Here is a 23,570-nt window from a genome sequence, read left to right on the forward strand (position 1 = left end):
AGCGAGCTGGGACTGCAGGGTGGCCCGCTCGTCGACGAGCGACTCGACCCGGGCGCGCACCACGCCGAGGTCGGCCGTGCGTTCGGCCAGCGCCGCCTCCAGGGCAGACGCGGAGGCGCCGGCATCCGCAGCGCCCGCCCCGCCGGACGCACCGCTCCGGGCGCGGACGAGCAGCACACCGCCGGCCACGCCGAGGGCGAGGCCGAGCACGAGACCGATCAGAAGGGGGAGCAGAGCATCCATGCGAACAGTGTGTCATCCGCCACCGACACCGGCCCCAAGTCGCTCGGCGCGCCCGCCCCTGACGATCTAGGCTGGCTGAACCACTGCATCCCGTACGAAGAGGTCAGGAACCATGTCAGAAGCCCTTCCCGTCGTGAACCACTGGATCGCCGGAGCCGAATCCGTCAGCACCAGCGGCCGCACCGCTCCCGTGTTCGATCCCGCGCTCGGCACGCAGTCCAAGAGCGTGGCGCTCGCGAACGGCGCCGAGATCGATGCCGCCGTCGCCGCCGCCAAGGCCGCGTTCCCCGCGTGGCGCGACACCAGCATCACGAAACGGCAGCAGGTGCTGTTCTCCTTCCGCGAGCTGCTGAACTCCCGCAAGGGCGAGCTGGCCGAGATCCTCACCAGCGAGCACGGCAAGGTGCTGTCGGATGCCGCGGGCGAGATCACCCGCGGGCTCGAGGTCGTCGAGCTCGCCACCGGGTTCCCGCACCTGCTGAAGGGCGAGTACTCCGAGAACGTCTCGACCGGCGTCGACGTCTACTCGCTCAAGCAGCCGCTCGGCGTGGTGGGCATCATCAGCCCCTTCAACTTCCCGGCCATGGTGCCGATGTGGTTCTTCCCGATCGCCATCGCGGCGGGCAACACGGTGGTGCTGAAGCCGAGCGAGAAAGACCCGAGCGCCGCCAACTGGCTGGCCGCCCTGTTCAAGGAGGCCGGACTGCCCGACGGCGTCTTCAACGTGCTGCACGGCGACAAGGAGGCCGTCGACGGCCTGCTGAACCACCGCGACGTGAAGAGCATCTCGTTCGTCGGTTCGACCCCGATCGCCCAGTACATCTACGAGACCGCTGCCCGCAACGGCAAGCGCGTTCAAGCACTCGGCGGCGCGAAGAACCACATGCTGGTGCTTCCGGATGCCGACCTCGACCTGGCCGCCGACGCCGCCATCAACGCGGGCTTCGGATCGGCCGGCGAACGCTGCATGGCCATCTCGGTGCTGGTCGCGGTCGAGCCGATCGCCGACGAGCTGGTGGCGAAGATCCAGCAGCGGATGGCGGGCCTGAAGACCGGTGACGGGCGCCGCAGCTGCGACATGGGCCCGCTGATCACCGAGGTGCACCGCGACAAGGTGGCCTCCTACATCGACGTCGCCGCATCCGACGGCGCCACCGTCGTGGTCGACGGGCGCGGCATCGAGGTGGATGGTGCGGCCGAAGGCTTCTGGCTCGGCCCGACGCTGCTCGACCAGGTGCCCATCACCTCCAAGGCCTACCTCGACGAGATCTTCGGCCCGGTGCTCTCGGTGGTGCGCGTGCAGTCGTACGAGGAGGGCGTCGACCTCATCAACAACGGCGCCTACGGCAACGGCACGGCGATCTTCACCAACGACGGGGGAGCGGCCCGCCGCTTCCAGAACGAGGTCGAGGTCGGGATGATCGGCATCAACGTGCCCATTCCGGTGCCGGTCGCGTACCACTCGTTCGGCGGGGTGAAGGACTCGATCTTCGGCGACTCGAAGGCGTACGGCCTCGCGGGCTTCCGCTTCTTCACGCAGGAGAAGGCGGTCACCTCGCGCTGGCTCGACCCGTCGCACGGCGGCATCAACCTCGGCTTCCCGCAGAACTGATCGGCACCCCATGAAGAACGTCACCCTGCACGGCACCGGTCTGTCCGCATCTTCCGTGGTGCTCGGCCTGATGCGCATCACCCCGCTCTCCGACGAGGAGATCCGTACCCTGGTCGGCACGGCCCGGGATGCGGGTGTCACCGTATTCGACCACGCCGACATCTACGGCGAGGGCCGGCACGGCTGCGAGCAGCGCTTCGGCGATGCGGTGCAGTTCAGCGCCGCCGAGCGGGAGCAGGTGATCATCCAGAGCAAGGTCGGCATCCGCGAGGGCTACTTCGACTTCTCGAAGGAGCACATCCTGCGTACCGTCGACGAATCGCTGGCCGCCCTACGCACCGAGTACCTCGACCTGCTCCTCCTGCACCGCCCCGACACGCTCGTGGAACCCGAGGAGGTGGCCGCAGCCTTCGACGCGCTGCAGGCATCCGGCAAGGTACGGCACTTCGGAGTGTCGAACCACACGCCCGGACAGATCGAGCTGCTGAAGAAGGATGTGCAGCAGCCGCTCGTGGTGAACCAGGTGCAGCTGAGCATCACGCACGCGCCGCTGATCGCGCAGGGTGTGGCGGCCAACATGGCGGCGCTGGACCAGTCGATCGACCGCGACAACGGCATCCTCGACTACGCCCGCCTGAACGACATCACGCTGCAGACCTGGTCGCCGTTCCAGAAGGGCTTCTTCGACGGGGTGTTCCTGGGCGATCGGGAGCACTACGCCGAGTTGAACGATGCGATCGACGAGCTGGCGGCGGAGTACGGGGTCACGCCCACCGGGATCGCCGTGGCCTGGATCACGCGGCATCCGGCGCGCATGCAGGTCGTGCTGGGAACCACCACACCCCGCCGGGTCGCGGAGGCTGCAGCAGGCTCCGACGTCGTGCTCACCCGCGAGCAGTGGTACCGCCTGTTCACCGCCGCCGGCCACACACTGCCCTGACGCGGGGCGGCACGGTCGCGGCATCCGGGGGCCGGCGCTCCGGAAGCTAGGATGGACGACCGTGGCTCTTACTATCGCGATCGTCGGACTCCCCAATGTGGGCAAGTCCACCCTGTTCAACGCCCTCACCAAGAACCAGGTTTTGGCGGCGAACTATCCGTTCGCCACCATCGAGCCGAACGTGGGTGTGGTGAACCTGCCCGATCCGCGGCTGACGAAGCTCGCCGAGATCTTCGGCAGCGAGAAGATCCTGCCGGCGCCGGTCTCCTTCGTCGACATCGCGGGCATCGTGCGCGGGGCGAGCGAGGGCGAGGGGCTCGGCAACAAGTTCCTCGCGAACATCCGGGAGGCGGATGCGATCGCTCAGGTCATCCGCGGCTTCACCGACGCGGATGTCGTGCACGTCGACGGCAAGGTCGATGCGGCGAGCGACATGGAGACCATCAACACCGAGCTCGTGCTCGCCGACCTGCAGACCCTCGAGAAGGCGGAAGCCCGCTACGAGAAGGAGGTCAAGGGCAAGAAGCTCGAGCCGATCGTGCTGGCCACCGCCAAGGAGGCCCGCGAGTACCTCGACACCGGCAAGCCGCTGTCGAGCTCGTCGATCGATCTCGAGCCCATCCGCGAACTGGGTCTGCTCACCTCGAAGCCGTTCATCTACGTCTTCAACGTCGACGAGGAGATCCTGAACGACGCCGCCCGCAAGGATGCTCTGGCCGCCCTGGTGGCGCCCGCCCAGGCGATCTTCCTCGACGCCAAGCTCGAGTCGGAGCTGATCGACCTCGATGCCGAGGACGCGGCGGAGCTCCTGGCCTCGACCGGTCAGGAGGAGAGCGGTCTCGACCAGCTCGCCCGCATCGGTTTCGACACCCTGGGCCTCCAGACCTACCTCACGGCGGGCCCCAAGGAGTCGCGTGCCTGGACGATCGGCAAGGGCTGGACGGCCCCGCAGGCGGCCGGTGTGATCCACACCGACTTCCAGAAGGGCTTCATCAAGGCCGAGATCATCTCGTTCGACGACCTGGTGGAGACCGGTTCGATCGCCGAGGCCCGCGCCAAGGGCAAGGCCCGCATCGAGGGCAAGGACTACGTCATGCAAGACGGCGACGTGGTCGAGTTCCGCTTCCAAACGGACAAATCTAAATAGAGAAGTAGCGGGCTTGGGGGAGCGATGTCTGGCGTACACACAATGGAGTGGTGGCAGATCGACTTTTCGTCCTACCCGAGTGTGTTCGACTGGGTTGCGATGGGGCTGACGATCCTCGGGTTCGTCATCGCGTTCTGCCAACTGAGACGTACGCAGAATGCCGTGAACGCGTCGATCCAAACCGAGGACAGCGTTCGAACCACTTTGATCCAGAATCAGATCAAGATGGCAATTGCTGAGATCGAGTCCGTTATCAAGGATCTTGGCACGGCAGTGAGCCTGGGTAATAAGGATCTGGCGGAACGTACTTTGGTCAGGTACGCGAATCTCTGTTCCGGATGTGCCGGTCTGATGAGGAAACTGGATACTTCCGATCTTGATTTTGCAGATCAACTCGACGAGTCATCGCGAAATGCCTCTCAGGTAAAAGAGGACATCGTCGTCAATCGAACCGCTCCCAGAGTTGCACTCATTCCTATCTACGGAGAGATGTCAGCAATCTCCACCGGAGCATCGAAGATGAACCTCGAACTCATCTTCACTGTTCCCATGTACGGTTCCGCGCTTGCGAAAAAGAAAGCATTTTGGAGGAAGTAGATGTTCACTTCGACGGACTGGGGAAATCTCATGCGGGTGCTTCGTATGCAGACGGAAGCGGGCAAGATCAACTGGACCGAGTCGCCAGAATCTACAAGGGGATCGAAGATTACTTTGATGATGATGGATCGCCAACAGGGGGTCATGTCGGCGACCGTTGGCAATAACCATTTCAGGCTCGGCTCCGCGGACCTCGACGACCGGGAGCCGTATTTTCTCGAAGTGACGCGAAGTGGACCTGCTCAGGTCACAGACGCTATCCGGTCAGATACCGCACGCCGAGACCCTGACCTCTACAAGGTCGCGCGTGAATTGGAGATGCTGATGAAAGCCGCCAGAAGGTTCGTCCACATGAAAGGGCGCGTCGTGGAGGACATTATTTCTGATCTCGACAACCTTTAGTGAGCGCCCAAAGCTGCCGTGATGAGGAAAGCTATGGACGCTCGGGTCGAAGCTTAGCGGCGGCTTATCGCGCCCAGGAAGATCTTGCACGAGTTCGTTGAGCCGTCGAGGTTCTGCCACTCGATCCGCACGGCCTTGCGGTTCCACTCAACGGCCTTGGCCTGCACCCGCACCTTGCCAGCGGTCATGTTCACCCAGGCGTCGACTTCGACAGGTTCGCGAGGCTGGACGGGCTTGTCGAGATCGGCACCGGTCACGGCGAGGGGAAGCGACTCGAAGCGAGGGCGAAGGTCTGATTCCTCGATTATGCGGTTCATCCGACGATCCATCTCGTCGCCGTATCTCCGATTCGTTCCCATCCTCAAACACTAGAACATACGTTCGAAAAGCGTATGGCTAGCTATCTACTGCGACCCCGTGATCCTTCGGCACTTGGACGCTTGTGTATGCCTTCCGAGACCCGGCCATATAGATGTTCGTGTAGGTCGGTCCCTGAACAATTGCCTCGACGACAGCGTGGATCGTGACCTCGGCTTGCAGTGAGTCTGGCTTGAACTTGAACGTGATCTTTTTCCCGAGGGAGGTTGAGTCGAGCTGGTGGGCGGTAGCTAGCTTCATCATGTGTCGATCGTACTGACCAGCTCCGACAGCGGAGCTATTTCGAGAAATGAGCAATCGTTGAGAGTGTGAGACAATGGTCTTACACGCGGCTTGCACGTGGCTTGGTCCATCCCTCCCCGCCGCACGGAGGGGCTACTCATCAAGTAGAGAGACCCACAGTGAGCGAGAACTTCAAGTCGTACCGTGTCCGCTTCGTCACGCACGAGAAGGTCGAGGCCGAGAGTGCTGCGCGTCACCGGGAGATGATGGCAAACCCGGCGACGCGCGCCATCGTCGAGGCCCCCATGAAGACCTTCGAGGTTCGCGCGGTCTCGCGAGAAGATCTCGATCGGCTCCTTGGTCGCTAGCCCACCGGGCAGGCGAATGACAGCGACAGTTTGTCGCCCGCGGCCCAGGTGAACGGGGTGGTGGAGTCGATCACACCCCAGCGGGCGTACGTTCCATCGCTCACGAGGTAGCCGAGCCGGATGCGCTTGTCGTCGGTGAGGTGACCAACGGCTGCCACGTGGCCGAAACCCGACGCCGACGAGTCGCGAAGCTTGACGACGGCGATGTTAGCTTCGCTGTCCTGGAAGCCTGCGGCGGGGTCGAGGGGGAGTGACATGTACCAGTCGCTCCCGGCTGTAAAGCCTGGTGCGAACTGTGCGAACACGAAGCCCTCGCAGATCCCTCCACGGACCCGGTAGCGGGCGTATACGGTCGAGCCTGCCCCGAAGGTCACGTTGGCCCAGACCGGCGTCCAGGGGCGGAGCTGCGGTCGTCGGTGGGGGCGGTGCGACCGGCGATGAGGTCGCGGGTGAGGTTGATCTCGTCGTATCCCTCGCGGCGGTCTTCGGTGCCGTCGAGCACGGGAAGCCCCTGAGCTGCCGCTACGTCTCCTGTTGCCATTTCTTGATTCCTATTCGTCGGTCCAGCTCGCGCCGGTCGGTGAGTCGAGCGAGCTCACCCCAGCCGGGAGCGCCCTCCATGCGAAGGTGGGGGTGTCGGTGAGGTCGCGGCTCTGGACGGTCATCTCGTCGCGGAGGAAGTCCCACGACAGGGAGGCGATGAGACCGGTCAGGAGGGCCGTGTTCGGGAACTGGATGCTGAGGGGCTGTGCGGGCTGAGCGCCGTACTCAAAGGCCGCTGAGGCCTCCTGAGAGCGTCCCGTGCCTGAGCGCGCTTGAGGGCGTAGGCGGCAAAACCATCGCCCCGGAAGCGGCGCTGCAGCTCGTAGATGAGGGTGCGGACGGGGCGGTCGCTGAGAGCGGCCCATTCATAGGCGGTGTGATCGCCATCGGCGTCGGTCCAGGCCAAGGTGACGAAGACGGCGTCGGCCCAGAGCTTCGAGTCAAGGCAGATCTTCTCGGTTCCCGCGGTGAGATTGAGACCCTCGGCAATGGTCGTGTAGCCGGGGGCGAGGTGCGAGTCATCGACGAGGTACCAGCGGCGCTGCTCGTCGCAGTAGAGCCGGGTGCCTGCGGCTTGGAAGACATCCTGGATGAAGTCCCAAGCGGAGACACCGGGCATCCAGCGGAGGAGCTCCGGGGTGCGCTCGATCAGGGGTACCCGCTGGGAGGAAGAGAGGCCGGGGTCGCCGGTCCACTCATAGGCGTAGGTCTCATCGCCTGGGGTCGAGCCGTCGAAGTACGCGGCGTCGAGCCGCTGGTCACCCTCGGAGAGACATAGCGCGTCCCAGCAGACCACCTGCTGGCTGATGCGGTTAGTGGTCGAGTTCTGCTTCAACAACTAGGCATCTTGAGCGACGTGGCGGGGTTGTGCTTTACGGTGCGGGTCCCCCGGCGTTCACCAGCCCTGTGAGCCGGGTATGCCCTTGAAGGGCCCGACGACCGACCCGGTGATCCAGCCGCCGTAGAAGCCTCCGGGCTGCGGCGTGACGACCTCGCCGTCGACTGTGCACTCGTCCATCTGCTGCGCGTAAACGGCGACGCGGTCTCGGAGCGGTTCGAACCCCGGCGACGGATGCGGGTAGTTCCACGCGCAAGCAGACCGTACCTCGCCTCCGCCGCGCACGTCGAGATATCGTGCGGTGCCCTTGAACTCGCAGAACGACGAGCCGTCGGCATCGACCAGCGAGCCGGGCGCGAAGTCCGCTATCGGAAGGTAGTAGACCGGCGGATGGCTGGTCTCGAGCACCCGGAAGGCGTCTCTGGTCTCGACGATGAGCTGCCCGCCCAGACGCATCGTGATCGGCGCGGTGACGCGCTCGATGCGCGGCGGCCTCGGGTAGTCCCAGACAGACTCCTGTCCTGGTCCTGGGGTCTCCGGGCGCGGTCGGGGCACCTGTTCACCTTACGTCTGCGGTGCTTCACTGGGGTATGCCCACCTCACCGATGTTCCCGCTCGGATCGGTTCTGTTCCCCTCTGTGCCGATCCCGCTCCGGGTGTTCGAGCCGCGGTATCTCACGATGGTCGGGCGGCTCCTCGACGAGGACGAACCAGGGTTCGAGTTCGGCGTCGTCCTCATCGAGCGCGGACCCGAAGCCGGGGGTGGCGACCAGCGCGCCTCGGTCGGGACGATGGCGCGTCTTGTGAGTGCCGCCGCGGGCGCCGAAGACCTGCTGATCGTCGGCGTGGGGACCCGGCGGTTCACGGTCGAGCGCTGGGTTGACGAAGACCCGTATCCCCGGGCCGAGCTCTCGATGCTGCCGGATCTGGAGTGGTCTGAAGCGCTCGCACCCCTACGGGCCGAGGCCGAAGCGGTCGTCCGCCGCGTGATGGCCCGCGTGGCGGAGCCGGACTCGGACGCCGGCATCGAGTTGTCGGACGATCCCGTCGCAGCCGTGTGGCAACTGGCGGCGATCGCCCCGCTGGGCGAGTACGACAGGTACACCCTGTTGAGGTCGACATCGCTGGGGGGTCTCCTGCGCCAGATGATCGATCTGACCCTCGAGGCCGAGGAGCTCTGGTCCGCCGAGTGAGGCGTCGACCACCGTTCAAGAACTATCCGAGCGTCGCGGATGTCGGCGGACTCTCATCGTGGGCAGACATGCGGCTCTCGGCGGATGTCGCGTTGGCTGTAGTCCGGCGTCGTGGGAAACTTCCAGAGGAGTAGAGGAACTCGTGGTCGAGTTCCGCTTCAACAACTGAGCCGAGCGCGTAGGGCTCGCGCATCGCCGAAAGGATCTTCCATGTCGAAATCATCCAGCACCTCCGCTCTGCGGACCCTCGGCGGCCTCTCGATCGCCGTGGGGTCGTTGTTCGTGGCCGCGGGGGCCGGCGCGTGGTTCACGGTGACGAAGCAGTTGCGCGCCGAGAAGATCGAGGTTCCCGGGAACGCTCCGGCGTTCGCCGGCAAGACCGTGCAGGGCCCGGCCACGGCCTATGTCGAGGCGCTCGTGATCAAGGGCAACGCCGAGCGCGGCGCGGGCGGGCGCACCTTCGCCGACATCAGCACGGCTCTCCGCGGCGTCGACGCGAACAGCGACGAGGCCGCCGAGCTGCGCAAGCAGAGCGCCGCCCTCTCGACCGCGGCCTCCCTGCGCACCTCTCTCATGACCTCCGTGCTCGCCTACGGCGTGAGCGCCTTCGCGGCCGGACTCGGCGCCTTCTTCGTGCTCGCCGGCACCGTGCTGCGCCGTTCCGACGCCGACTGAACCGCGGCTCGACCGGAGCGCGATGACGGATGATCTTGCCCACCGGGGCGCCACACAATCAGCGCGCCGTCCGCCGGCAATGGTGGTGCCCGCCGCTGACGACCCCGGCCCCGAACGGGGTCGCGACGGTGACGGCGGCCGCCTCTAGGCTGGCGCCATGTCGACGCCACCGGGTTCCGCGATCATCACGCACCTCCATGACGAGGGCTTCGAGGCCGCCGTCCTCGAGGGCGCGTTCAACGCCGTCGATCCTGGGGTGCGGCCGGATGCCGTGGTGCGGCCGCGCACCGAGGCCGGAGTCGTCGCCGCGGTTCGGCAGGCCGCCGCGGCCGGGCAGCGGATCGCCGTGCGATCCGGCGGGCACAGCTGGGTGGCCAGCAGCGTGCGCGACGGCGGCATCCTGATCGATCTGGGCGAGCTCGACGGCATCCGACTGCACCCCGAGAGCATGACCGCGGTGGTCGGGCCGGCCGCTCGCGGCGCGCAGATCTCGCCGCTGCTCGAGGCGGCGGGTCTCGCCTTCCCGGTCGGCCACTGCGGCGACCCGGGCATCGGCGGGTTCCTGCTCGGCGGCGGGCTCGGCGTGAACTGGGGCGGCTGGAAGCCCTCCGCGTTCTCCATCAGGAGCCTTCGCATCGTGACCGCCGATGGCGAGGCGCTCACCGCATCCGCCACCGAGAACCCCGACCTGTTCTGGCTGGCGCGGGGGAGCGGACCGGGCTTCGCGGGAATCGTGACGAGCATCGAGCTCGAGCTGCGCCCGCTGCCGGGCGCCATCCAGGTGACCACGTGGCGGTTCCCGATCGACGACCTCCCGACCGTCAGCGCGTGGATCGTCGCGGCTTCGCCCCGGCTTCCCGCGAACGTCGAGGTGTCGCTGGTGACGGCAGGCTCCCAGAGGCCTGGCGGGCTGGGCGACGACGACCCGCATCCGCTCGTCGTCGGCGTGGCCGCCACCGTGTTCGCCGCCGACGAGGACGAGGCCCGGGCCGCCCTCGCGCCGCTCGGCGACGGCCCGTCCGCGACGTCCGGCGGGGCCCTGCCCCGGGCATCCGGAGCCGTCACCGTGCTGGATCACCTGCCGCCCACCTTCGCGCGCCTCAGCGAACTGCACGTGCCGGTCGACGCCACCTACCCCCGCGGTGCCCGCTACCTCGCCGACACCTTCTGGTTCGCCGGCGATCTCGCGGAGGCCACAAAACCCCTCGCCGCGCTGATGCGGACGGCCCCGAGTGGCCGCAGCTACGTTCTCTCCGGCATGCCCGCGAACGGCGCCGGGGCTCAGCTGCTGATCCCCGGCGAAGCCGCCTACGGGATGCACGACACCACGCTCTTCATCGTCTACGTGGTGTGGGACGACCCGGCCGACGACGCCGCCAACCGCGCCTGGCTCGACGAGGTGGCGGAGGCCCTGCTCCCCACCAGCACCGGTCACTTCCTCAGCGAGGCCGACATCCGTGCGCACCCGGAACGGGTGCAGGGATGCTTCCGTGCCGTCGACTGGTCGCGCATCCAGCAGCTCACGCACCGCTACGACCCGGCCGGCCTGTTCCACGGCTTCCCCACGGCCCGACCGCCGGAACGGTAGCCTCGAAGCATCGGCCGCGGGGTGAGCGGCCGGCATCGACACAGCGAGAACGGGGTGCCGCCTTGAACATGATCACGGTCGTCAAGAACGGGCGCCTCAACCCCGACGTGCGGCTCTGGACGGGCGTCTCCGCCATCGCCGTGGGTGCGCTGATGGGAGCGGAGTTCCTGGTTCAGGTGTTCCTCGTCGGCGCGCGCCCGGCACTGGACGACAGCGAGGCCCTGAAGGAGTTCATGGCCGCGACCGCGAACCAGACGCTCTTCACGATCCTGATCGACACCTTCCTGATGGCGGCGCTGATCGTGTTCATCTCGGGCTTCCGGCAGCTCATCACGCACACCCGGCCCGACCTGCAGTGGGTGGCGAACATCATGTACGGCTCGGGTCTGCTGTTCATCGCCGTCACCCTCGTGGGCGACGCCATGGAGGGCGGCACGGCGCTGGACACCATGGGCTTGACTCCGGATGCCTCGTCCCTGCGTGCTCTGACCGTGGGCCACACCCTGATGTTCGGATCGATCGGCTGCACGCTCAACGCCCTGGTCGCCGGATCGGCCGCCTACCTGACGCTGGCTTCGGATGCTCTACCCCGCTGGACGGGCTACATCGCCTATGCGGTCGCCGGCTCGAACCTGCTCTCGGTGCCCACGATGTTCGGCGGCACGAGCCCCGACTCGTTCTTCGCCGCCGGGGGAGCGGCCACCGCGATGCTCGCCACCTTCCCGTGGCTGGTCTGGGTGGTCTGCGTCGGCTTCGTCGCCATCCGCGACCGCCGCCGCCTGGAGCACCTGCCCGAGCACGTGCGTGCACAGGTGGCCTGAACCCGCCCAGCACCCACGCCTGCCCGATGGGCCTGAGGGCGCCGACCGCGTAGGCGTGCTCGGTATCCATCGGATGGAACTTCGCGCTCATCGACCGAACGGATGGAGTCGGCACCCGAATGTGGGCGCGGACTCCATCCGTTCGACGGCGTGGCTGGCGGAATCGCCGGCTAGGACTTCGCGGGGACGCCTTCTTTGTCCGCGTCGGCTTCGAGCTCGGCCGGGGCCGGCTTCGAGAGCTCGTCGTCGCTCCAGCGGGCGTCGGCCTCGGCGGCCTCTTCCTCGGGAGTGAGAGCGGGCTTGGGACCGCGGCCCGGCAGGTAGATCGAGGGCTCGAGGCCCGGGTGCCGGCGCGACTGCACGATGAACAGCACGATGCCAAGGGCGACCGCCACGAACGAGGCCCACACGTTGGCGGGGATGCCGAGGAACGTGTCGCTCGTGGGGTCGATGCGGATCGCCTCGAGCCAGCTGCGGCCGAGGCCGTACCAGACGAGGTAGAGCGCGAACAGCTTGCCCCAGCGCAGCTGGAAGCGGCGTTCGATCAGCAGCAGGAGCGCGACGCCCACGAGGTTCCAGATGATCTCGTAGAGGAACAGCGGGTGGAACAGCGTGCCCTCGGCGAGGCCGGCGGGGAACGCCGTGTTCGTCGACTCGATCTCCAGGCCCCAGGGGAGGGTGGTCGGCAGCCCGTACAGCTCGTGGTTGAAGTAGTTGCCGAGCCGCCCGACGGCCTGCGCCACCAGCATGGCCGGCGCGAGGGCGTCGGCGAACGACCACAGGCGCACACCGGCGAACCGGCATCCGATCAGCGCACCGATCGCGCCGCCGATCAGCGAGCCGTAGAGAGCGTTGCCGCCGTCCCAGATCGCGAAGACGTTCAGAAGGTTCGCTCCGGAGTAGAAGTAATCGCCCACGTGCGTGAGCACGTGGTAGAACCGCGCACCGATGATGCCGAGCGGCACGGCCCAGAGCACGATGTCGATCACGACGCCCGACTCACCGCCCCGTTTGGTAAGACGGTGGTTCACGATGAACATCGCCGCGATGATGCCCGCGAGGATGAACAGCGCGTAGATGTGGATCGTGAGGGGTCCGATGCCGAAGAACGGTCCGATGTTGAAGGTCTGGAAGACCGGATCGGGGCTGGGAATACTCAGGGGGGCGATGATCGACACCTTTCAGGCGGCGGGAACGGGGTGCTCCGGCGGACGGGCCAGGTTGAATTCTAAAGCTTCATTGCCGAACTTGTAGCCCTGAGCCGATCTCCAAGCTAAGCTGGTTCTAGTTGTTGTGTTACCCATGAATCTTGAATAGGGTTCCTGCTCATGATTTCTGCGCCCCTGTCGCAGAAATATGCCTCAGGGGCTTGTTTTTCTGAGGAGCGGAACAAAGTACACCGCGACGGTAGGCCCCGACAAGCGGGGCCGCTTACCTCGAAAAGAGAAAACAATGCCTCAAGGCACCGTGAAATGGTTCAACTCCGAAAAGGGCTTCGGCTTCATCTCCCCCGATGACGGTGGAGAAGACGTGTTCGCCCACCACTCCGGCATCACCGGCAACGGCTACAAGAACCTCGAAGAGAACCAGCGCGTCGAGTTCGACGTCACCCAGGGCCGCAAGGGCCTGCAGGCCGAGAACATCACGCCCCTCGCGTAATTCTCCCCTTCGAAGAACCCGCGTCCGCTTCGGCGGCGCGGGTTTTTTCGTGCCCGGATCACCCGCCCTCGATCGCGGATTCACCCTGCTTGTTCACCGTGTCCCGGGGCAATCCGCAGGTTCACCCCGTAGGTTGAGAACATCTAAAGGGCAATTGCTCGCACCGCGGCTGTGAAGTCGAACACGACTCCAGTGAGCAGGCCACGTGAGCATCACGAACAGCAGCACCCCTCGCGCCACCTCCCCTCGTAAGACCGGCGCCGCGCATCCGACGGCCGCCTATTCCGAGCTGCTGGCCACGGTGAAAGACATGGGACTGCTGCGCAAGCGCCGCACCTTCTACATCGTGATGTTCTCGGTGCTCGTGCTCGCGCTCGTGGGGGCCGGAGTCGGCTTCGTGCTGCTGGGTGACACCTGGTACCAGCTGCTGATCGCCGGCGCGCTCGGCATCATCTTCACCCAGTTCGCCTTCCTGGCGCACGAGGCCTCGCACCGCCAGGTCTTCGAGTCCGGCAAGGCCAACGACCGGGCCGGTCGCACGCTCGCCACCGCGTTCGTGGGCATGAGCTACACCTGGTGGATGACCAAGCACACCCGCCACCACGGCAACCCGAACACCGTGGGCAAAGACCCCGACATCGACCCCGACACCGTGGTCCTCCTCGAAGAGGATGCCGCCAAGACGCGCGGAATCAGTGCCTGGCTGGTGCGCCGCCAGGGCTGGGCGCTCTACCCGCTGCTGCTGCTCGAAGGCATCAACCTGCACTACCTGTCGTTCAAGACGCTGCTCGCTCCCGGCCCGGTTCAGGGCCGCAAGTTCGAACTCTGGTTCATCGGTGTTCGGCTGGTCGCCTACGTCGGGATCATCTTCTACTTCCTGCCTCTCGGTATGGCCTTCGCCTTCCTCGGCGTTCAGCTGGCCGTCTTCGGGCTCTACATGGGAGCATCCTTCGCCCCCAACCACGTGGGCATGACCATCTTCCCCGCCGGCTCGCGCGTCGACTTCCTCTCCAAGCAGGTGCTCTCCTCGCGCAACATCAAGGGCGGCTGGGGCATGACCATCTTCATGGGCGGCCTCGACCTGCAGACCGAGCACCACCTCTTCCCGTCGATGCCGAGGCCGCACCTGGTGAAGGTGCGCCCGATCGTCGAGGAGTACTGTGCGACCCACAAGATCCCCTACACGCAGACCTCGCTGCTGGAAGCGCACAAGCAGGTCATCGCGTACATGAACAAGGTCGGGCTCGCCGCTCCGGATCCCTTCGACTGCCCGTTGGTGAACCAGTACCGCGTTCGCCGCGGCTGATCCTCTCCCGCTGTTCCCCGATCCGGCTCCGGGCGCTCGCGCGCTCCGGAGCCGTTATCGTGGGCAGGGTGAGATTCCCTGCCTTTCGCCTCGTCCTCGGCTCCCTGATCGCCGCCGGAGCGCTCGTCGTCGCCGGTCCGATGCTCTCCGTGTCGGCGCACGATGCCCTGGACAGTTCCGCTCCGGCGGCCGACTCGTCGATCACCGCGGATCCCGGCGCGGTCACCCTCGGGTTCAGTGAAGATCTGATCTCGCTGGGATCGTCGACCGACGGATTCGCCATCCAGGTGGTCGATCCCGAAGGCCTGCACCACGAATCCGGATGCGTGAGCATCGCGGGTGCGCAGGTGTCGGCCCCGATCGCGCTCGGCGATGCCGGCGGCTACGTGGTGCTCTGGCAGGTCGTGTCCTCCGACGGCCATCCGACCTCGGGGCAGTACCAGTTCGACTACGAACCCACCTCGCTCGACGGGGCGGCCGACGGGCTCACCGACGCGCCCGTGTGCGGCGAGGCCTGGGCCGGCGCTCCCGACGGGGCGTCTCCGACGCCGGCCGCCTCGCCCTCGGCGACCTCCACCGCTCCGGCGCCCCTCCCGACCGCCACCGCGGATGCCTCGGGCGGCGCCGACTCCCCGGTCGCGGCCACGCAGACCGCCGTGCCGGTGACCGACAACGCTTCGTCACTGCCCTGGCCGATCGTGGTGCTGATCGTGGTGGCGGGGCTCGGCGCTCTCGCGGCGATCGTGCTGCTCGTCATCCGCCGCGGGCGGAGCGGGGGCTTCAAGCAGGGCTGAGCCGCGCTGCAGCGCGAGCCGCGCTACACTCGGTGCCAGTAGCTTGACTTCAACTGAATACCACCGGCCACTAGGTCGATGCGGGAGAGCCGAGCGGATGCGTGCATCCGGCCGGCACCGAAGGAGCAATCCTCCCCGATAATCTCTCAGGTCCTCGTACCGCATCGAACTGGCCACTCTGGAAAGCAGCCGCGGCTTCGACAGCGGTTCGCCCATGGTGAAAGCGTCGCCTTCGCGCGACGTGAAACTCTCAGGCACGATGACAGAGGGGGAGTTCTCTCGGGTGCGACCGCGCCCGGTGACCATCGCAGGGCCCCGGCCCTCGCGACGAGACCGGAGAACTCATGACCTCTGACCATCGCTTCTCCCCTCTGCACGACGTTCACGTCGCTGCGGGGGCGAGCTTCACCGACTTCGCCGGCTGGCAGATGCCGGTGCGCTACTCCAGCGATCTGGCCGAGCACCACGCGGTGCGCTCCGCCGCCGGGTTGTTCGACCTCTCGCACATGGCCGAGTTCCGCGTGAGCGGATCCGGCGCCGGCGCTTTTCTCGACCACGCCTTCGCGGGCGCGCTCTCGGCGATCGAGCTCGGCCAGGCGAAGTACTCGCTGCTGCTGACGGCCGAAGGTGGCATCGTCGACGACGTCGTGGTGTACCGCACGGGCGACGAGGAGTTCCTCGTGGTGGCCAACGCCTCGAACCGGGAGCCGGTCGCGGCGGCCCTGACGGAGCGGGCTGCGGATGCGCGTGGCGCCGGGGCGACGTTCGACCTGAGCGACGTCAGCGACGAGACCGCGCTGGTGGCGGTGCAGGGGCCGCGTTCGCGTGCCATCCTCGAGGCGTCGGCCGGCCTGAGCGCGCCGGGGCTCGCCGACCTCCGGTACTACCGCTCGATTCCCGCCGACTTCCGGGGTGCTCCCGTGCTGCTCGCGCGCACCGGCTACACCGGCGAAGACGGCTTCGAGCTCTACCTCCACCCGTCGAAAGCGAGCGACCTGTGGGAGGCTCTCGCCGAGGCGGGCGCGTCGCACGACATCGTGCCTGCCGGGCTGGCCAGCCGCGACACGCTGCGGCTCGAGGCGGGCATGCCCCTCTACGGCCACGAGCTGGGCCTGGACACCTTCCCGCAGCAGGCCGGGCTCGGCCGCGTTCCCGCCCTCACCAAGCCGGAGTTCGTGGGGCGCGACGCCGTCGTCGCCGGGCCGGCAGCGGATGCGCCGGTGCTGGTTGGCCTCGTCGGCGAGGGGCGACGCGCCGCCCGCGCCGGGTACACGGTGTTCGCCGCCGATGGCGACGACACCGACGACGGCACCGCAGACGCCCCCATCGGCACGATCACGAGCGGCGCCCTCTCGCCCACGCTCGGGCATCCGATCGCCCTGGCCTATGTCGATCCGCGCTTCGCCGAGGCGGGCACCCCGGTGAGCGTCGACATCCGGGGCACCCGCCTCACCTACCGCACCACCCCGCTGCCGTTCTACCGCCGGAAGAAGGACTGACATGACCGAAGAGATCCGCTACACCGCCGAGCACGAGTGGGTGCTGGTCGACGGATCGGTGGCCACCATCGGCATCACCGCCTATGCCGCCGCCGCGCTCGGCGACATCGTGTACCTCGACCTGCCGGCCGCCGGAACCGAGATCTCCGGCGGCACCGTCGTGGGTGAGATCGAGTCGACCAAATCGGTCGGCGAGCTGTTCGCGCCCGTCGACGGCACCGTCGTCGAGGCCAACCAGGCCGTTCAGGATGCGCCGGAGCTCGTGAACAGCGATCCGCTGGGCGAGGGCTGGCTGATCAAGGTCGAGTTCAGCGCACTGCCGGCGCTGCTCACGGCCGACGAATACCGCACCCTGACAGGGGAGTGACGCATCCGATGACCGACCTCTTTTCCGCCCGGCACATCGGCACCGATGCCGCAGCGCAGTCCCGCATGCTCGAGGCGGTGGGCTACGGCTCGCTCGACGCGCTGATGGCGGCCGCCGTGCCGCAGGCGATCCAGTTCGACCGCTCGCTCGCCGACTCGCTCGTGCCGCCCGCCGCCACCGAGCGCGAGGCGCTCGATGAGCTGCGCGCGCTCGCCTCGGCGAATCGCGTGTCGACCTCCTACATCGGCCTCGGCTACTACGGCACGCTCACGCCGGCCGTGATCAAGCGGAACGTGCTGGAGAACCCGAGCTGGTACACCGCCTACACGCCCTATCAGCCCGAGATCTCGCAGGGGCGGCTCGAGGCGCTGATCAACTTCCAGACCATGGTCGCCGACCTGACCGGCCTCGCCACGGCGAACGCCTCGATGCTCGACGAATCGACGGCGGCGGTCGAGGGGATGCTGCTGGCCCGCCGGGCGTCGAAGTCGGCGTCCGCCCGCTTCCTGGTCGACGCGGACGCCTTCCCGCAGACCAAAGCGCTGCTGCGCGACCGTGCCGGCGCGGTCGGGATCGAGATCGTGGAGGTCGTGCTCGACTCGGTCGACCACCCGGCCGGGCACGCGCATCCGCTGCTCGCAGCCGACGGAGCCGATGGAGCGTTCGGCGTCTTCGTGCAGTATCCCGGTGCGTCGGGGCGGGTCTGGAACCCGTCGTCCGTCATCGACGAGGTGCATGCCGCAGGAGGCATAGCCGTGGTCGCCGCCGATCTGCTGGCTCTCGCCCTGATCACCTCACCGGGTGAACTCGGGGCGGACGTGGCCGTCGGCACGTCGCAGCGCTTCGGCGTGCCGATGGGCTTCGGGGGACCGCACGCGGGGTACCTCGCCGTGCGCGCCGGGCTCGAGCGGCAGCTGCCCGGCAGGCTGGTGGGCGTGAGCGTGGACGCCGCGGGGCACCCCGCGTACCGGCTCAGCCTGCAGGCGCGCGAGCAGCACATCCGGCGCGAGAAGGCGACGTCGAACATCTGCACCGCGCAGGTGCTGCTGGCCGTGATGGCCGGCATGTACGCGGTGTACCACGGCCCCGAGGGTCTCCGGCGGATAGCGGGCGAGGTCAACCGCAGCGCTCGCTCGCTCGCGGCGCAGTTGCGCGCCTCCGGGTACGCGATCGTGCATCCGACGTTCTTCGACACGATCCAGGTGCGCGTTCCGGGTCGCGCCCGGGGTCTCGTCGAGCATGCGCACAGCCGCGGCATCCTGCTGCAGCCGGTCGACGACGACACCGTGGGCATCGCAGTCGACGAGACGACGACGGATGCCGCCCTGCTCGAGCTCGCGCGGGTGTTCGACGCGGAGTCCCGTCCCTCGGGCTCGACGGACTCCGGCCCTGCTGCGCACGTCGATGCCGACGCCGAGCGCGAGCCCAGCATCCCGGATTCGCTCGTGCGCACGAGCGAGTTCCTCACGCATCCGGTGTTCAACACGCACCGCTCGGAGACGAGCATGATGCGCTACCTCAAGCGCCTCGCCGACGCCGACTACGCGCTGGACCGCGGGATGATCCCGCTGGGCTCGTGCACGATGAAGCTCAACGCGGCCTCGGAGATGGAGGCGGTGACCTGGCGGGAGTTCGCCGGCATCCACCCCTTCGCGCCCAAAGCCGACGTGGGCGGTTACCTCGAGCTGATCGCGCAGCTGGAGCGCTGGCTGGTCGATGTCACGGGCTACGACTCCGTGTCGCTGCAGCCGAACGCCGGCAGTCAGGGTGAGCTGGCGGGCCTGCTGGCCATCCGCGGCTACCACCGTTCGCGCGGGGACGAGGCGCGCACGGTCTGCCTGATCCCGTCGAGCGCTCACGGCACCAACGCGGCATCCGCGGTGCTGGCCGGCATGAAGGTCGTCGTGGTGGCCTGCGACGAGCTCGGCAACGTCGACCTCGACGACCTGCGGGCCAAGATCGAGATGCACGCCGAGTCGCTGGCGGCGCTGATGATCACGTACCCGTCCACGCACGGCGTATACGAGCACGAGGTCGCCTCGATCTGCGCGCTCGTGCACGAGGCCGGTGGACAGGTGTACGTCGACGGCGCGAACCTCAACGCCCTGCTCGGGTTCGCCCGCTTCGGCGACTTCGGGGGCGACGTGTCGCACCTCAACCTGCACAAGACGTTCTGCATCCCGCACGGCGGCGGTGGCCCCGGCGTGGGCCCGGTAGCCGCGAAGGCGCACCTGGCTCCATTCCTTCCGGGGCATACGTTCGCGCAGGAGCCCTCGCACCTGCTGCTGGACGGCACGGCCGTCGTGCACGCCGGCCCTCAGATCTCGGCCGCGCCCTACGGCAGCCCGAGCATCCTGCCCATCAGCTGGGCCTACGTGCGGATGATGGGACTCGCGGGGCTCGCGGATGCCACGGCCGCCGCCGTGCTCGCGGCCAACTACGTGGCCGCGCGGCTGGCGCCGCACTATCCCGTGCTCTACACGGGCGAGAACGGTCTCGTGGCGCACGAGTGCATCCTCGACCTGCGCGGCATCACGCAGTCCTCGGGTGTCTCGGTCGACGACGTGGCCAAGCGACTCGTCGACTACGGCTTCCACGCGCCGACGATGAGCTTCCCGGTGGCGGGCACGCTGATGGTCGAACCGACCGAGAGCGAGGATCTCGTCGAGATCGACCGCTTCATCGAGGCGATGATCGGCATCAAGGCCGAGATCGACGCCGTGGCGGAGGGGGAGTGGCCGGCCGACGACAACCCGTTGCGGAACGCTCCGCACACCGCACAGGCGGTCGTCTCCGGCGAGTGGTCGCATCCGTACGACCGCGAGCGGGCCGTGTACCCGGTTCACTCGCTCATCCGCGGCAAGTACTGGCCCCCGGTGCGGCGCATCGACCAGGCCTACGGCGACCGCAACCTCGTCTGCGCCTGCCCGCCTCCGGAGGCATTCGAGTAGCGCCCGGATGCCGCCCCGCGGCGTGGCGGTTTGGTAGGGTTCGGGGCATGCCCGCTGACGTCGCCCGCATCCGTGTAAGCCGCTTCCGGATGGGGGCGGGGGTTCTCGCCGGCGCGCTGCTCGCGGTCGCGGTGGCGACGCCGGCGGTGGCCGCCGACCCGGTGTTCGCCGAGGGGGACTGCGTGGTGTACCGCACGAGCGACGCGGGACCGGGCGGCTCGCAGTGCGCGGGCGTCGACCTGAGCGGTACGCGGTTCGGCGAGGGCGATTTCCGGGGTGCGAACCTGCAGGGCGCCTCATTCGTCGACGGCGACGTGCAGGGCGCCGTCTTCGACGGGGCCGACCTCACCGGCGCCGACTTCACGGGCGCACGCATCGTCAGCGCCGACTTCACGAACTCGAGCATCCTGCCCGGGCAGCTCTCGGCGGAGGCCGACGCCTCCGGCTCCGCGCCGGTCACCTTCACGCCCGCGCCGCCCGCGGGCATCACCGTCGACGGCTGCGCCATCGTCGACACTCCGGTCGAGTCGGGCCAGGTCTTCCCGATCGGCACCTCGAACGTGCTCTGCACGCTCTCCACCTCGTTCGACGGGGCGGGTACGAGCACCGCCACGGCCCGCCTCACCATCACGGTCACCGCGTCGACCACCGCGACCCCGACGGCCCAGGCGCCGCTCTTCACCGACGAACCCGCCGCGTCGGCCGATGGCGCGTCCCAGACCCCGAACTACCTCATGATCGGCGGTTTCGTCGGCGGCATCTTGGTGCTGGCCGCGGGCATAACCGCCCTGGTCATCTCGAACCGCCGAGGCCGCGCCTAGCCGAACAACTGCGGGAAGCTCGCCAGCGCCCAGGCATAACCGACGAAGCTGGCGATGTCGATGATCCAGTGGGCGATCACGAGGGGCATCACGCGGCCCCAGCGCCAGTAGCACCAGCCGAAGACGACGCCCATCACCACGTTGCCGACGAACGGCCCGATGCCCTGGTAGAGGTGATAGCTGCCGCGCAGCACGGCGGCCGAGAGGATGATCTGCCACTTGTGCCAGCCGAGCTGGCGCAGCCGGGTGAACAGGTAGGCGACGACGATCAGCTCCTCCTGCAGGGCCGCGCGGAGGGCCGAGAGGATGAGGATCGGCGTGGTCCACCAATAGGTGTCCAGGGGCGCGGGCTGCACGTCCACGGTGATGCCGAGCGCCCGGCCCACGAAGTACAGGGCGATGCCCGGAACACCGATCACGAGCACCAGCAGCCAGCCGCGCCCGACGTCCGAGGCGGGCCGCCGCAGATCGAAGCCCATCCGCCGGAACGGGTTTCCGCCCGAGATCGCCAGCAGGTAGAACACCAGCGCCACGGGCACCAGGTCGAAGAGCAGGGCGAGCAGCTGGTACGTCAGATCCAGCCATTCCCGTGAGCTGAGCGATCCGTTGATCGTCGCCGTCTGGTCGGCCAGGGCCGTCTCGGCGGTGAGCCGCGAGATGATGTTGACGATCGAATAGACGGCGGATGCGCCGAGCGAGACCCCGAGCACGATCGCGATCTCCGACCAGAGGCGGCGACGCCGGATCCGGGTCCATTCGAGGGCTTCAGGCATCGCTCCACTTTCTTGCGTAGAGCGCCACTTTTTCACACCTTCTGTGGGAAACGCACAAGGAATCCCTGGAGATAGTTTCGTGTCTGTAACTTTTTTTCCCAGAGTTTTGCGACACCCCTGACCCCCACTTAGGGTACTTCCTTAGGTCTGCGCCCCTAATCAGGGGGACTCTGTACCGAACCTCTATCCCTACACCAGGAGGAAAATTGAAGATCAACAGATACGGCATCGGTGCCATCGCGCTGATCGCCGCCAGCGCTCTGGCGCTGACCGGGTGCGCGAGCGGCGGCGGGTCGACCGACTCCACCGCCAGCACCGCCTCGATCATCACGGCGAACGGCTCCGAGCCCCAGAACCCGCTGATCCCCACCAACACGAACGAGACCGGTGGCGGAAAGATCCTCGACTCGATCTTCGCGGGCCTGGAGTACTACGACGCCAAGGGCGCGCCGCAGCTCGACGTCGCCGAGTCGATCGAGACCGACGACTCCAAGACCTTCACCATCAAGATCAAGCCCGACCTGACGTTCACCAACGGTGACCCGGTCGACGCGAACAGCTTCGTGGACGCCTGGCAGTACGGCGCGCTGTTCTCCAACAAGCAGCTGAACAGCTACTTCTTCGAGGACATCGAGGGCTTCAGCTATGAAGCCGACAGCCCCCTGACGGGTCTCAACGTCGTCGACGACCTGACCTTCACCGTCACGCTGAACGAAGCGCGCTCGGACTTCCCGCTGCGCCTCGGCTACTCGGCGTTCTACCCGCTGCCGAAGACGGCGTTCGAGGACATGGACGCCTACGGCCAGAACCCGATCGGCAACGGCCCGTACAAGCTCGCCAGCGACACCGCCTGGCAGCACAACGAGAAGATCGACCTCGTCGTGAACGACGAGTACACCGGTGGTCGCAAGGCCCAGAACGGCGGTCTCACGATCGTCTTCTACGCAAGCGAAGACGCCGCGTACGCCGACCTGCTCGGTGGCAACCTCGATGTTCTCGACAACATCCCGGCCAGCGCCTACAGCACCTACGAGTCCGACCTGGGTGACCGTGCGGTCAACCAGCCGGCCGCGATCTTCCAGTCGTTCACCATCCCGGAGCGCCTCGCGCACTTCGGCAACGACGAAGAGGGCAAGCTGCGCCGCGCCGCTCTGTCGATGGCGATCAACCGCGACGAGATCACCGACGTGATCTTCACCGGCACCCGCACCCCCGCCTCCGACTTCACCTCCCCGGTGATCGACGGCTGGAGCGACTCGCTCGAGGGCGCCGACGTGCTGAAGTTCAACCCCGACGAGGCGAAGAAGCTGTGGGCCCAGGCCGACGCCATCTCGCCCTGGTCCGGTACCTTCCAGATCGCCTACAACGCCGACGGCGGCCACGCCGAGTGGGTCGACGCGACCGCGAACAGCATCAAGAACACGCTGGGCATCGACGCGTCGGGCGCTCCGTACCCGACCTTCGCCGAGTCGCGCACCGCGATCACCGACCGCACCATCCAGACCGCGTTCCGCACCGGATGGCAGGCCGACTACCCGGGTCTGTTCAACTTCCTCGGCCCGCTGTACGCGACCAACGCCTCCTCCAACGACGGTGACTACTCGAACCCCGAGTTCGATGCACTGCTGCAGGAGGGCTCGTCGACCGCTGACTCCGCCGAAGCGAACGACGACTTCCAGAAGGCCCAGGAGATCCTGCTGAAGGACCTCCCGGCCATCCCGCTGTGGTACGCCAACGTCACCGGTGGCTACAGCGAGACCGCGTCGAACGTGCAGTTCGGCTGGAACTCGGTGCCGCTCTACTACGAGATCACCAAGAGCTAGTTCCCGCTCG

The 23,570-nt window shown here is 67.4% G+C and carries 26 protein-coding genes, 1 pseudogene and 1 riboswitch; of the genes and pseudogenes, 18 read left to right on the forward strand and 9 right to left on the reverse strand.

Annotated features, from left to right (window positions below):
* Positions 1-243: pseudogene (locus Q0D75_RS03130) on the reverse strand (DNA recombination protein RmuC); the annotation flags it as partial.
* 112 nt (positions 244-355) lie between these two features.
* Here Q0D75_RS03130 and Q0D75_RS03135 point away from each other — a divergent pair.
* From Q0D75_RS03135 to Q0D75_RS03155, 5 genes are all read left to right on the forward strand, one after another.
* Positions 356-1,855: a CoA-acylating methylmalonate-semialdehyde dehydrogenase gene (locus tag Q0D75_RS03135; RefSeq protein ID WP_291049280.1), complete on the forward strand. Its 1,500-nt coding sequence runs from the start codon at positions 356-358 to the stop codon at positions 1,853-1,855.
* Positions 1,856-1,865: 10 nt separating this feature from the next.
* The gene (locus Q0D75_RS03140; protein ID WP_291049281.1) at positions 1,866-2,795 is read left to right on the forward strand and encodes an aldo/keto reductase; all 930 of its coding nucleotides are present in this window, start codon (positions 1,866-1,868) and stop codon (positions 2,793-2,795) included.
* 61 nt (positions 2,796-2,856) lie between these two features.
* Positions 2,857-3,942, forward strand: coding sequence for a redox-regulated ATPase YchF (ychF, locus tag Q0D75_RS03145; RefSeq protein ID WP_291049282.1), 1,086 nt, complete (start codon positions 2,857-2,859; stop codon positions 3,940-3,942).
* Between the two features lie 42 nt (positions 3,943-3,984).
* On the forward strand, positions 3,985-4,539 hold the full coding sequence (locus Q0D75_RS03150) for a hypothetical protein (protein ID WP_291049284.1): 555 nt from the start codon (positions 3,985-3,987) through the stop codon (positions 4,537-4,539).
* Positions 4,540-4,941, forward strand: coding sequence for a hypothetical protein (locus tag Q0D75_RS03155; RefSeq protein ID WP_291049287.1), 402 nt, complete (start codon positions 4,540-4,542; stop codon positions 4,939-4,941).
* Between the two features lie 53 nt (positions 4,942-4,994).
* Here the strand turns inward: Q0D75_RS03155 and Q0D75_RS03160 are convergent, their stop codons facing one another.
* Entirely contained in the window at positions 4,995-5,300 is a 306-nt protein-coding gene (locus Q0D75_RS03160; protein ID WP_291049289.1) for a hypothetical protein, read from the reverse strand.
* A 37-nt stretch (positions 5,301-5,337) separates the two neighbouring features.
* Entirely contained in the window at positions 5,338-5,562 is a 225-nt protein-coding gene (locus tag Q0D75_RS03165) for a hypothetical protein (protein WP_291049290.1), read from the reverse strand.
* 158 nt (positions 5,563-5,720) lie between these two features.
* Between Q0D75_RS03165 and Q0D75_RS03170 the strand changes: the two genes are divergently transcribed.
* Positions 5,721-5,909 carry a hypothetical protein gene (locus Q0D75_RS03170; protein WP_291049291.1) on the forward strand — a complete coding sequence of 63 codons (189 nt, stop codon included), beginning with the start codon at positions 5,721-5,723 and terminating at the stop codon, positions 5,907-5,909.
* On the opposite strand, the gene Q0D75_RS03175 is transcribed toward Q0D75_RS03170, so the two are convergent.
* The 4 genes from Q0D75_RS03175 to Q0D75_RS03190 all read right to left on the reverse strand — a co-directional run bounded on the left by Q0D75_RS03175 (position 5,906) and on the right by Q0D75_RS03190 (position 7,845).
* Positions 5,906-6,166 (reverse strand): hypothetical protein, encoded by a 261-nt coding sequence (locus Q0D75_RS03175; protein ID WP_291049294.1) that lies wholly within the window; start codon positions 6,164-6,166, stop codon positions 5,906-5,908. The two genes, Q0D75_RS03170 and Q0D75_RS03175, sit on opposite strands and share 4 nt — an antisense overlap.
* Before the next feature lie 113 nt (positions 6,167-6,279).
* Positions 6,280-6,450, reverse strand: a complete 171-nt coding sequence (locus Q0D75_RS03180) for a hypothetical protein (RefSeq protein WP_291049295.1) — start codon at positions 6,448-6,450, stop codon at positions 6,280-6,282.
* 168 nt (positions 6,451-6,618) lie between these two features.
* On the reverse strand, positions 6,619-7,290 hold the full coding sequence (locus tag Q0D75_RS03185) for a hypothetical protein (protein WP_291049296.1): 672 nt from the start codon (positions 7,288-7,290) through the stop codon (positions 6,619-6,621).
* A 57-nt stretch (positions 7,291-7,347) separates the two neighbouring features.
* A complete protein-coding gene (locus Q0D75_RS03190) occupies positions 7,348-7,845 on the reverse strand; it encodes a DUF427 domain-containing protein (protein WP_291049299.1) in 498 nt (165 codons plus the stop codon).
* Positions 7,846-7,880: 35 nt separating this feature from the next.
* Between Q0D75_RS03190 and Q0D75_RS03195 the strand changes: the two genes are divergently transcribed.
* The 4 genes from Q0D75_RS03195 to Q0D75_RS03210 all read left to right on the forward strand — a co-directional run bounded on the left by Q0D75_RS03195 (position 7,881) and on the right by Q0D75_RS03210 (position 11,567).
* On the forward strand, positions 7,881-8,483 hold the full coding sequence (locus Q0D75_RS03195) for an LON peptidase substrate-binding domain-containing protein (RefSeq protein WP_291049300.1): 603 nt from the start codon (positions 7,881-7,883) through the stop codon (positions 8,481-8,483).
* A gap of 210 nt (positions 8,484-8,693) precedes the next feature.
* Positions 8,694-9,158 (forward strand): aromatic ring-opening dioxygenase LigA, encoded by a 465-nt coding sequence (locus Q0D75_RS03200; protein WP_291049302.1) that lies wholly within the window; start codon positions 8,694-8,696, stop codon positions 9,156-9,158.
* 157 nt (positions 9,159-9,315) lie between these two features.
* Positions 9,316-10,746 (forward strand): FAD-binding protein, encoded by a 1,431-nt coding sequence (locus Q0D75_RS03205; protein WP_291049303.1) that lies wholly within the window; start codon positions 9,316-9,318, stop codon positions 10,744-10,746.
* A gap of 62 nt (positions 10,747-10,808) precedes the next feature.
* A complete protein-coding gene (locus Q0D75_RS03210; RefSeq protein ID WP_291049305.1) occupies positions 10,809-11,567 on the forward strand; it encodes a hypothetical protein in 759 nt (252 codons plus the stop codon).
* A gap of 170 nt (positions 11,568-11,737) precedes the next feature.
* Here Q0D75_RS03210 and lgt read toward each other — a convergent pair whose 3' ends face one another.
* Positions 11,738-12,745, reverse strand: a complete 1,008-nt coding sequence (lgt, locus tag Q0D75_RS03215; RefSeq protein ID WP_291049307.1) for a prolipoprotein diacylglyceryl transferase — start codon at positions 12,743-12,745, stop codon at positions 11,738-11,740.
* A gap of 274 nt (positions 12,746-13,019) precedes the next feature.
* On the opposite strand from lgt, the gene Q0D75_RS03220 reads away from it, so the two are divergent.
* The 7 genes from Q0D75_RS03220 (at position 13,020) to Q0D75_RS03250 (ending at position 20,964) form a co-directional block, all read left to right on the forward strand.
* A complete protein-coding gene (locus tag Q0D75_RS03220) occupies positions 13,020-13,226 on the forward strand; it encodes a cold-shock protein (protein ID WP_291049309.1) in 207 nt (68 codons plus the stop codon).
* A gap of 211 nt (positions 13,227-13,437) precedes the next feature.
* Positions 13,438-14,532, forward strand: a complete 1,095-nt coding sequence (locus Q0D75_RS03225) for a fatty acid desaturase (RefSeq protein ID WP_291049551.1) — start codon at positions 13,438-13,440, stop codon at positions 14,530-14,532.
* A 68-nt stretch (positions 14,533-14,600) separates the two neighbouring features.
* Entirely contained in the window at positions 14,601-15,326 is a 726-nt protein-coding gene (locus tag Q0D75_RS03230; protein WP_291049311.1) for a copper resistance protein CopC, read from the forward strand.
* Between the two features lie 71 nt (positions 15,327-15,397).
* Positions 15,398-15,498, forward strand: a riboswitch (glycine riboswitch).
* A gap of 172 nt (positions 15,499-15,670) precedes the next feature.
* Positions 15,671-16,825: a glycine cleavage system aminomethyltransferase GcvT gene (gene gcvT / locus Q0D75_RS03235; RefSeq protein ID WP_291049313.1), complete on the forward strand. Its 1,155-nt coding sequence runs from the start codon at positions 15,671-15,673 to the stop codon at positions 16,823-16,825.
* 1 nt (position 16,826) lies between these two features.
* Complete coding sequence (gene gcvH, locus Q0D75_RS03240) at positions 16,827-17,192, forward strand: glycine cleavage system protein GcvH (RefSeq protein ID WP_291049315.1); 366 nt, start codon at positions 16,827-16,829, stop codon at positions 17,190-17,192.
* Positions 17,193-17,200: 8 nt separating this feature from the next.
* Positions 17,201-20,143, forward strand: a complete 2,943-nt coding sequence (gcvP, locus tag Q0D75_RS03245) for an aminomethyl-transferring glycine dehydrogenase (protein WP_291049317.1) — start codon at positions 17,201-17,203, stop codon at positions 20,141-20,143.
* Positions 20,144-20,190: 47 nt separating this feature from the next.
* A complete protein-coding gene (locus tag Q0D75_RS03250; RefSeq protein ID WP_291049319.1) occupies positions 20,191-20,964 on the forward strand; it encodes a pentapeptide repeat-containing protein in 774 nt (257 codons plus the stop codon).
* Here the strand turns inward: Q0D75_RS03250 and Q0D75_RS03255 are convergent.
* Complete coding sequence (locus tag Q0D75_RS03255) at positions 20,961-21,737, reverse strand: CPBP family intramembrane glutamic endopeptidase (RefSeq protein ID WP_291049322.1); 777 nt, start codon at positions 21,735-21,737, stop codon at positions 20,961-20,963. The two genes, Q0D75_RS03250 and Q0D75_RS03255, sit on opposite strands and share 4 nt — an antisense overlap.
* 206 nt (positions 21,738-21,943) lie before the next feature.
* On the opposite strand from Q0D75_RS03255, the gene Q0D75_RS03260 reads away from it, so the two are divergent.
* The gene (locus Q0D75_RS03260) at positions 21,944-23,560 is read left to right on the forward strand and encodes an ABC transporter substrate-binding protein (RefSeq protein ID WP_291049325.1); all 1,617 of its coding nucleotides are present in this window, start codon (positions 21,944-21,946) and stop codon (positions 23,558-23,560) included.
* Positions 23,561-23,570: the final 10 nt, after the last annotated feature.

Source organism: Herbiconiux sp. (genome assembly GCF_023264855.1).
Classification (GTDB): Bacteria; Actinomycetota; Actinomycetes; order Actinomycetales; family Microbacteriaceae; genus Herbiconiux.

Excerpts from the sequence above, each read along its gene's own strand:
- gcvH (WP_291049315.1), top strand. The coding sequence starts at position 16,827 with ATGACCGAAGAGATCCGCTACACCGCCGAGCACGAGTGGGTGCTGGTC.
- Q0D75_RS03250 (WP_291049319.1), top strand. The coding sequence starts at position 20,191 with ATGCCCGCTGACGTCGCCCGCATCCGTGTAAGCCGCTTCCGGATGGGG.
- Q0D75_RS03150 (WP_291049284.1), top strand. The coding sequence starts at position 3,985 with ATGGAGTGGTGGCAGATCGACTTTTCGTCCTACCCGAGTGTGTTCGAC.
- Q0D75_RS03220 (WP_291049309.1), top strand. The coding sequence starts at position 13,020 with ATGCCTCAAGGCACCGTGAAATGGTTCAACTCCGAAAAGGGCTTCGGC.
- Q0D75_RS03180 (WP_291049295.1), bottom strand. The coding sequence starts at position 6,450 with ATGGCAACAGGAGACGTAGCGGCAGCTCAGGGGCTTCCCGTGCTCGAC.
- Q0D75_RS03140 (WP_291049281.1), top strand. The coding sequence starts at position 1,866 with ATGAAGAACGTCACCCTGCACGGCACCGGTCTGTCCGCATCTTCCGTG.
- Q0D75_RS03160 (WP_291049289.1), bottom strand. The coding sequence starts at position 5,300 with ATGGGAACGAATCGGAGATACGGCGACGAGATGGATCGTCGGATGAAC.
- gcvP (WP_291049317.1), top strand. The coding sequence starts at position 17,201 with ATGACCGACCTCTTTTCCGCCCGGCACATCGGCACCGATGCCGCAGCG.
- Q0D75_RS03205 (WP_291049303.1), top strand. The coding sequence starts at position 9,316 with ATGTCGACGCCACCGGGTTCCGCGATCATCACGCACCTCCATGACGAG.
- Q0D75_RS03200 (WP_291049302.1), top strand. The coding sequence starts at position 8,694 with ATGTCGAAATCATCCAGCACCTCCGCTCTGCGGACCCTCGGCGGCCTC.
- Q0D75_RS03195 (WP_291049300.1), top strand. The coding sequence starts at position 7,881 with ATGCCCACCTCACCGATGTTCCCGCTCGGATCGGTTCTGTTCCCCTCT.
- Q0D75_RS03255 (WP_291049322.1), bottom strand. The coding sequence starts at position 21,737 with ATGCCTGAAGCCCTCGAATGGACCCGGATCCGGCGTCGCCGCCTCTGG.
- Q0D75_RS03175 (WP_291049294.1), bottom strand. The coding sequence starts at position 6,166 with ATGTCACTCCCCCTCGACCCCGCCGCAGGCTTCCAGGACAGCGAAGCT.
- Q0D75_RS03155 (WP_291049287.1), top strand. The coding sequence starts at position 4,540 with ATGTTCACTTCGACGGACTGGGGAAATCTCATGCGGGTGCTTCGTATG.
- Q0D75_RS03135 (WP_291049280.1), top strand. The coding sequence starts at position 356 with ATGTCAGAAGCCCTTCCCGTCGTGAACCACTGGATCGCCGGAGCCGAA.
- Q0D75_RS03165 (WP_291049290.1), bottom strand. The coding sequence starts at position 5,562 with ATGATGAAGCTAGCTACCGCCCACCAGCTCGACTCAACCTCCCTCGGG.
- gcvT (WP_291049313.1), top strand. The coding sequence starts at position 15,671 with ATGACCTCTGACCATCGCTTCTCCCCTCTGCACGACGTTCACGTCGCT.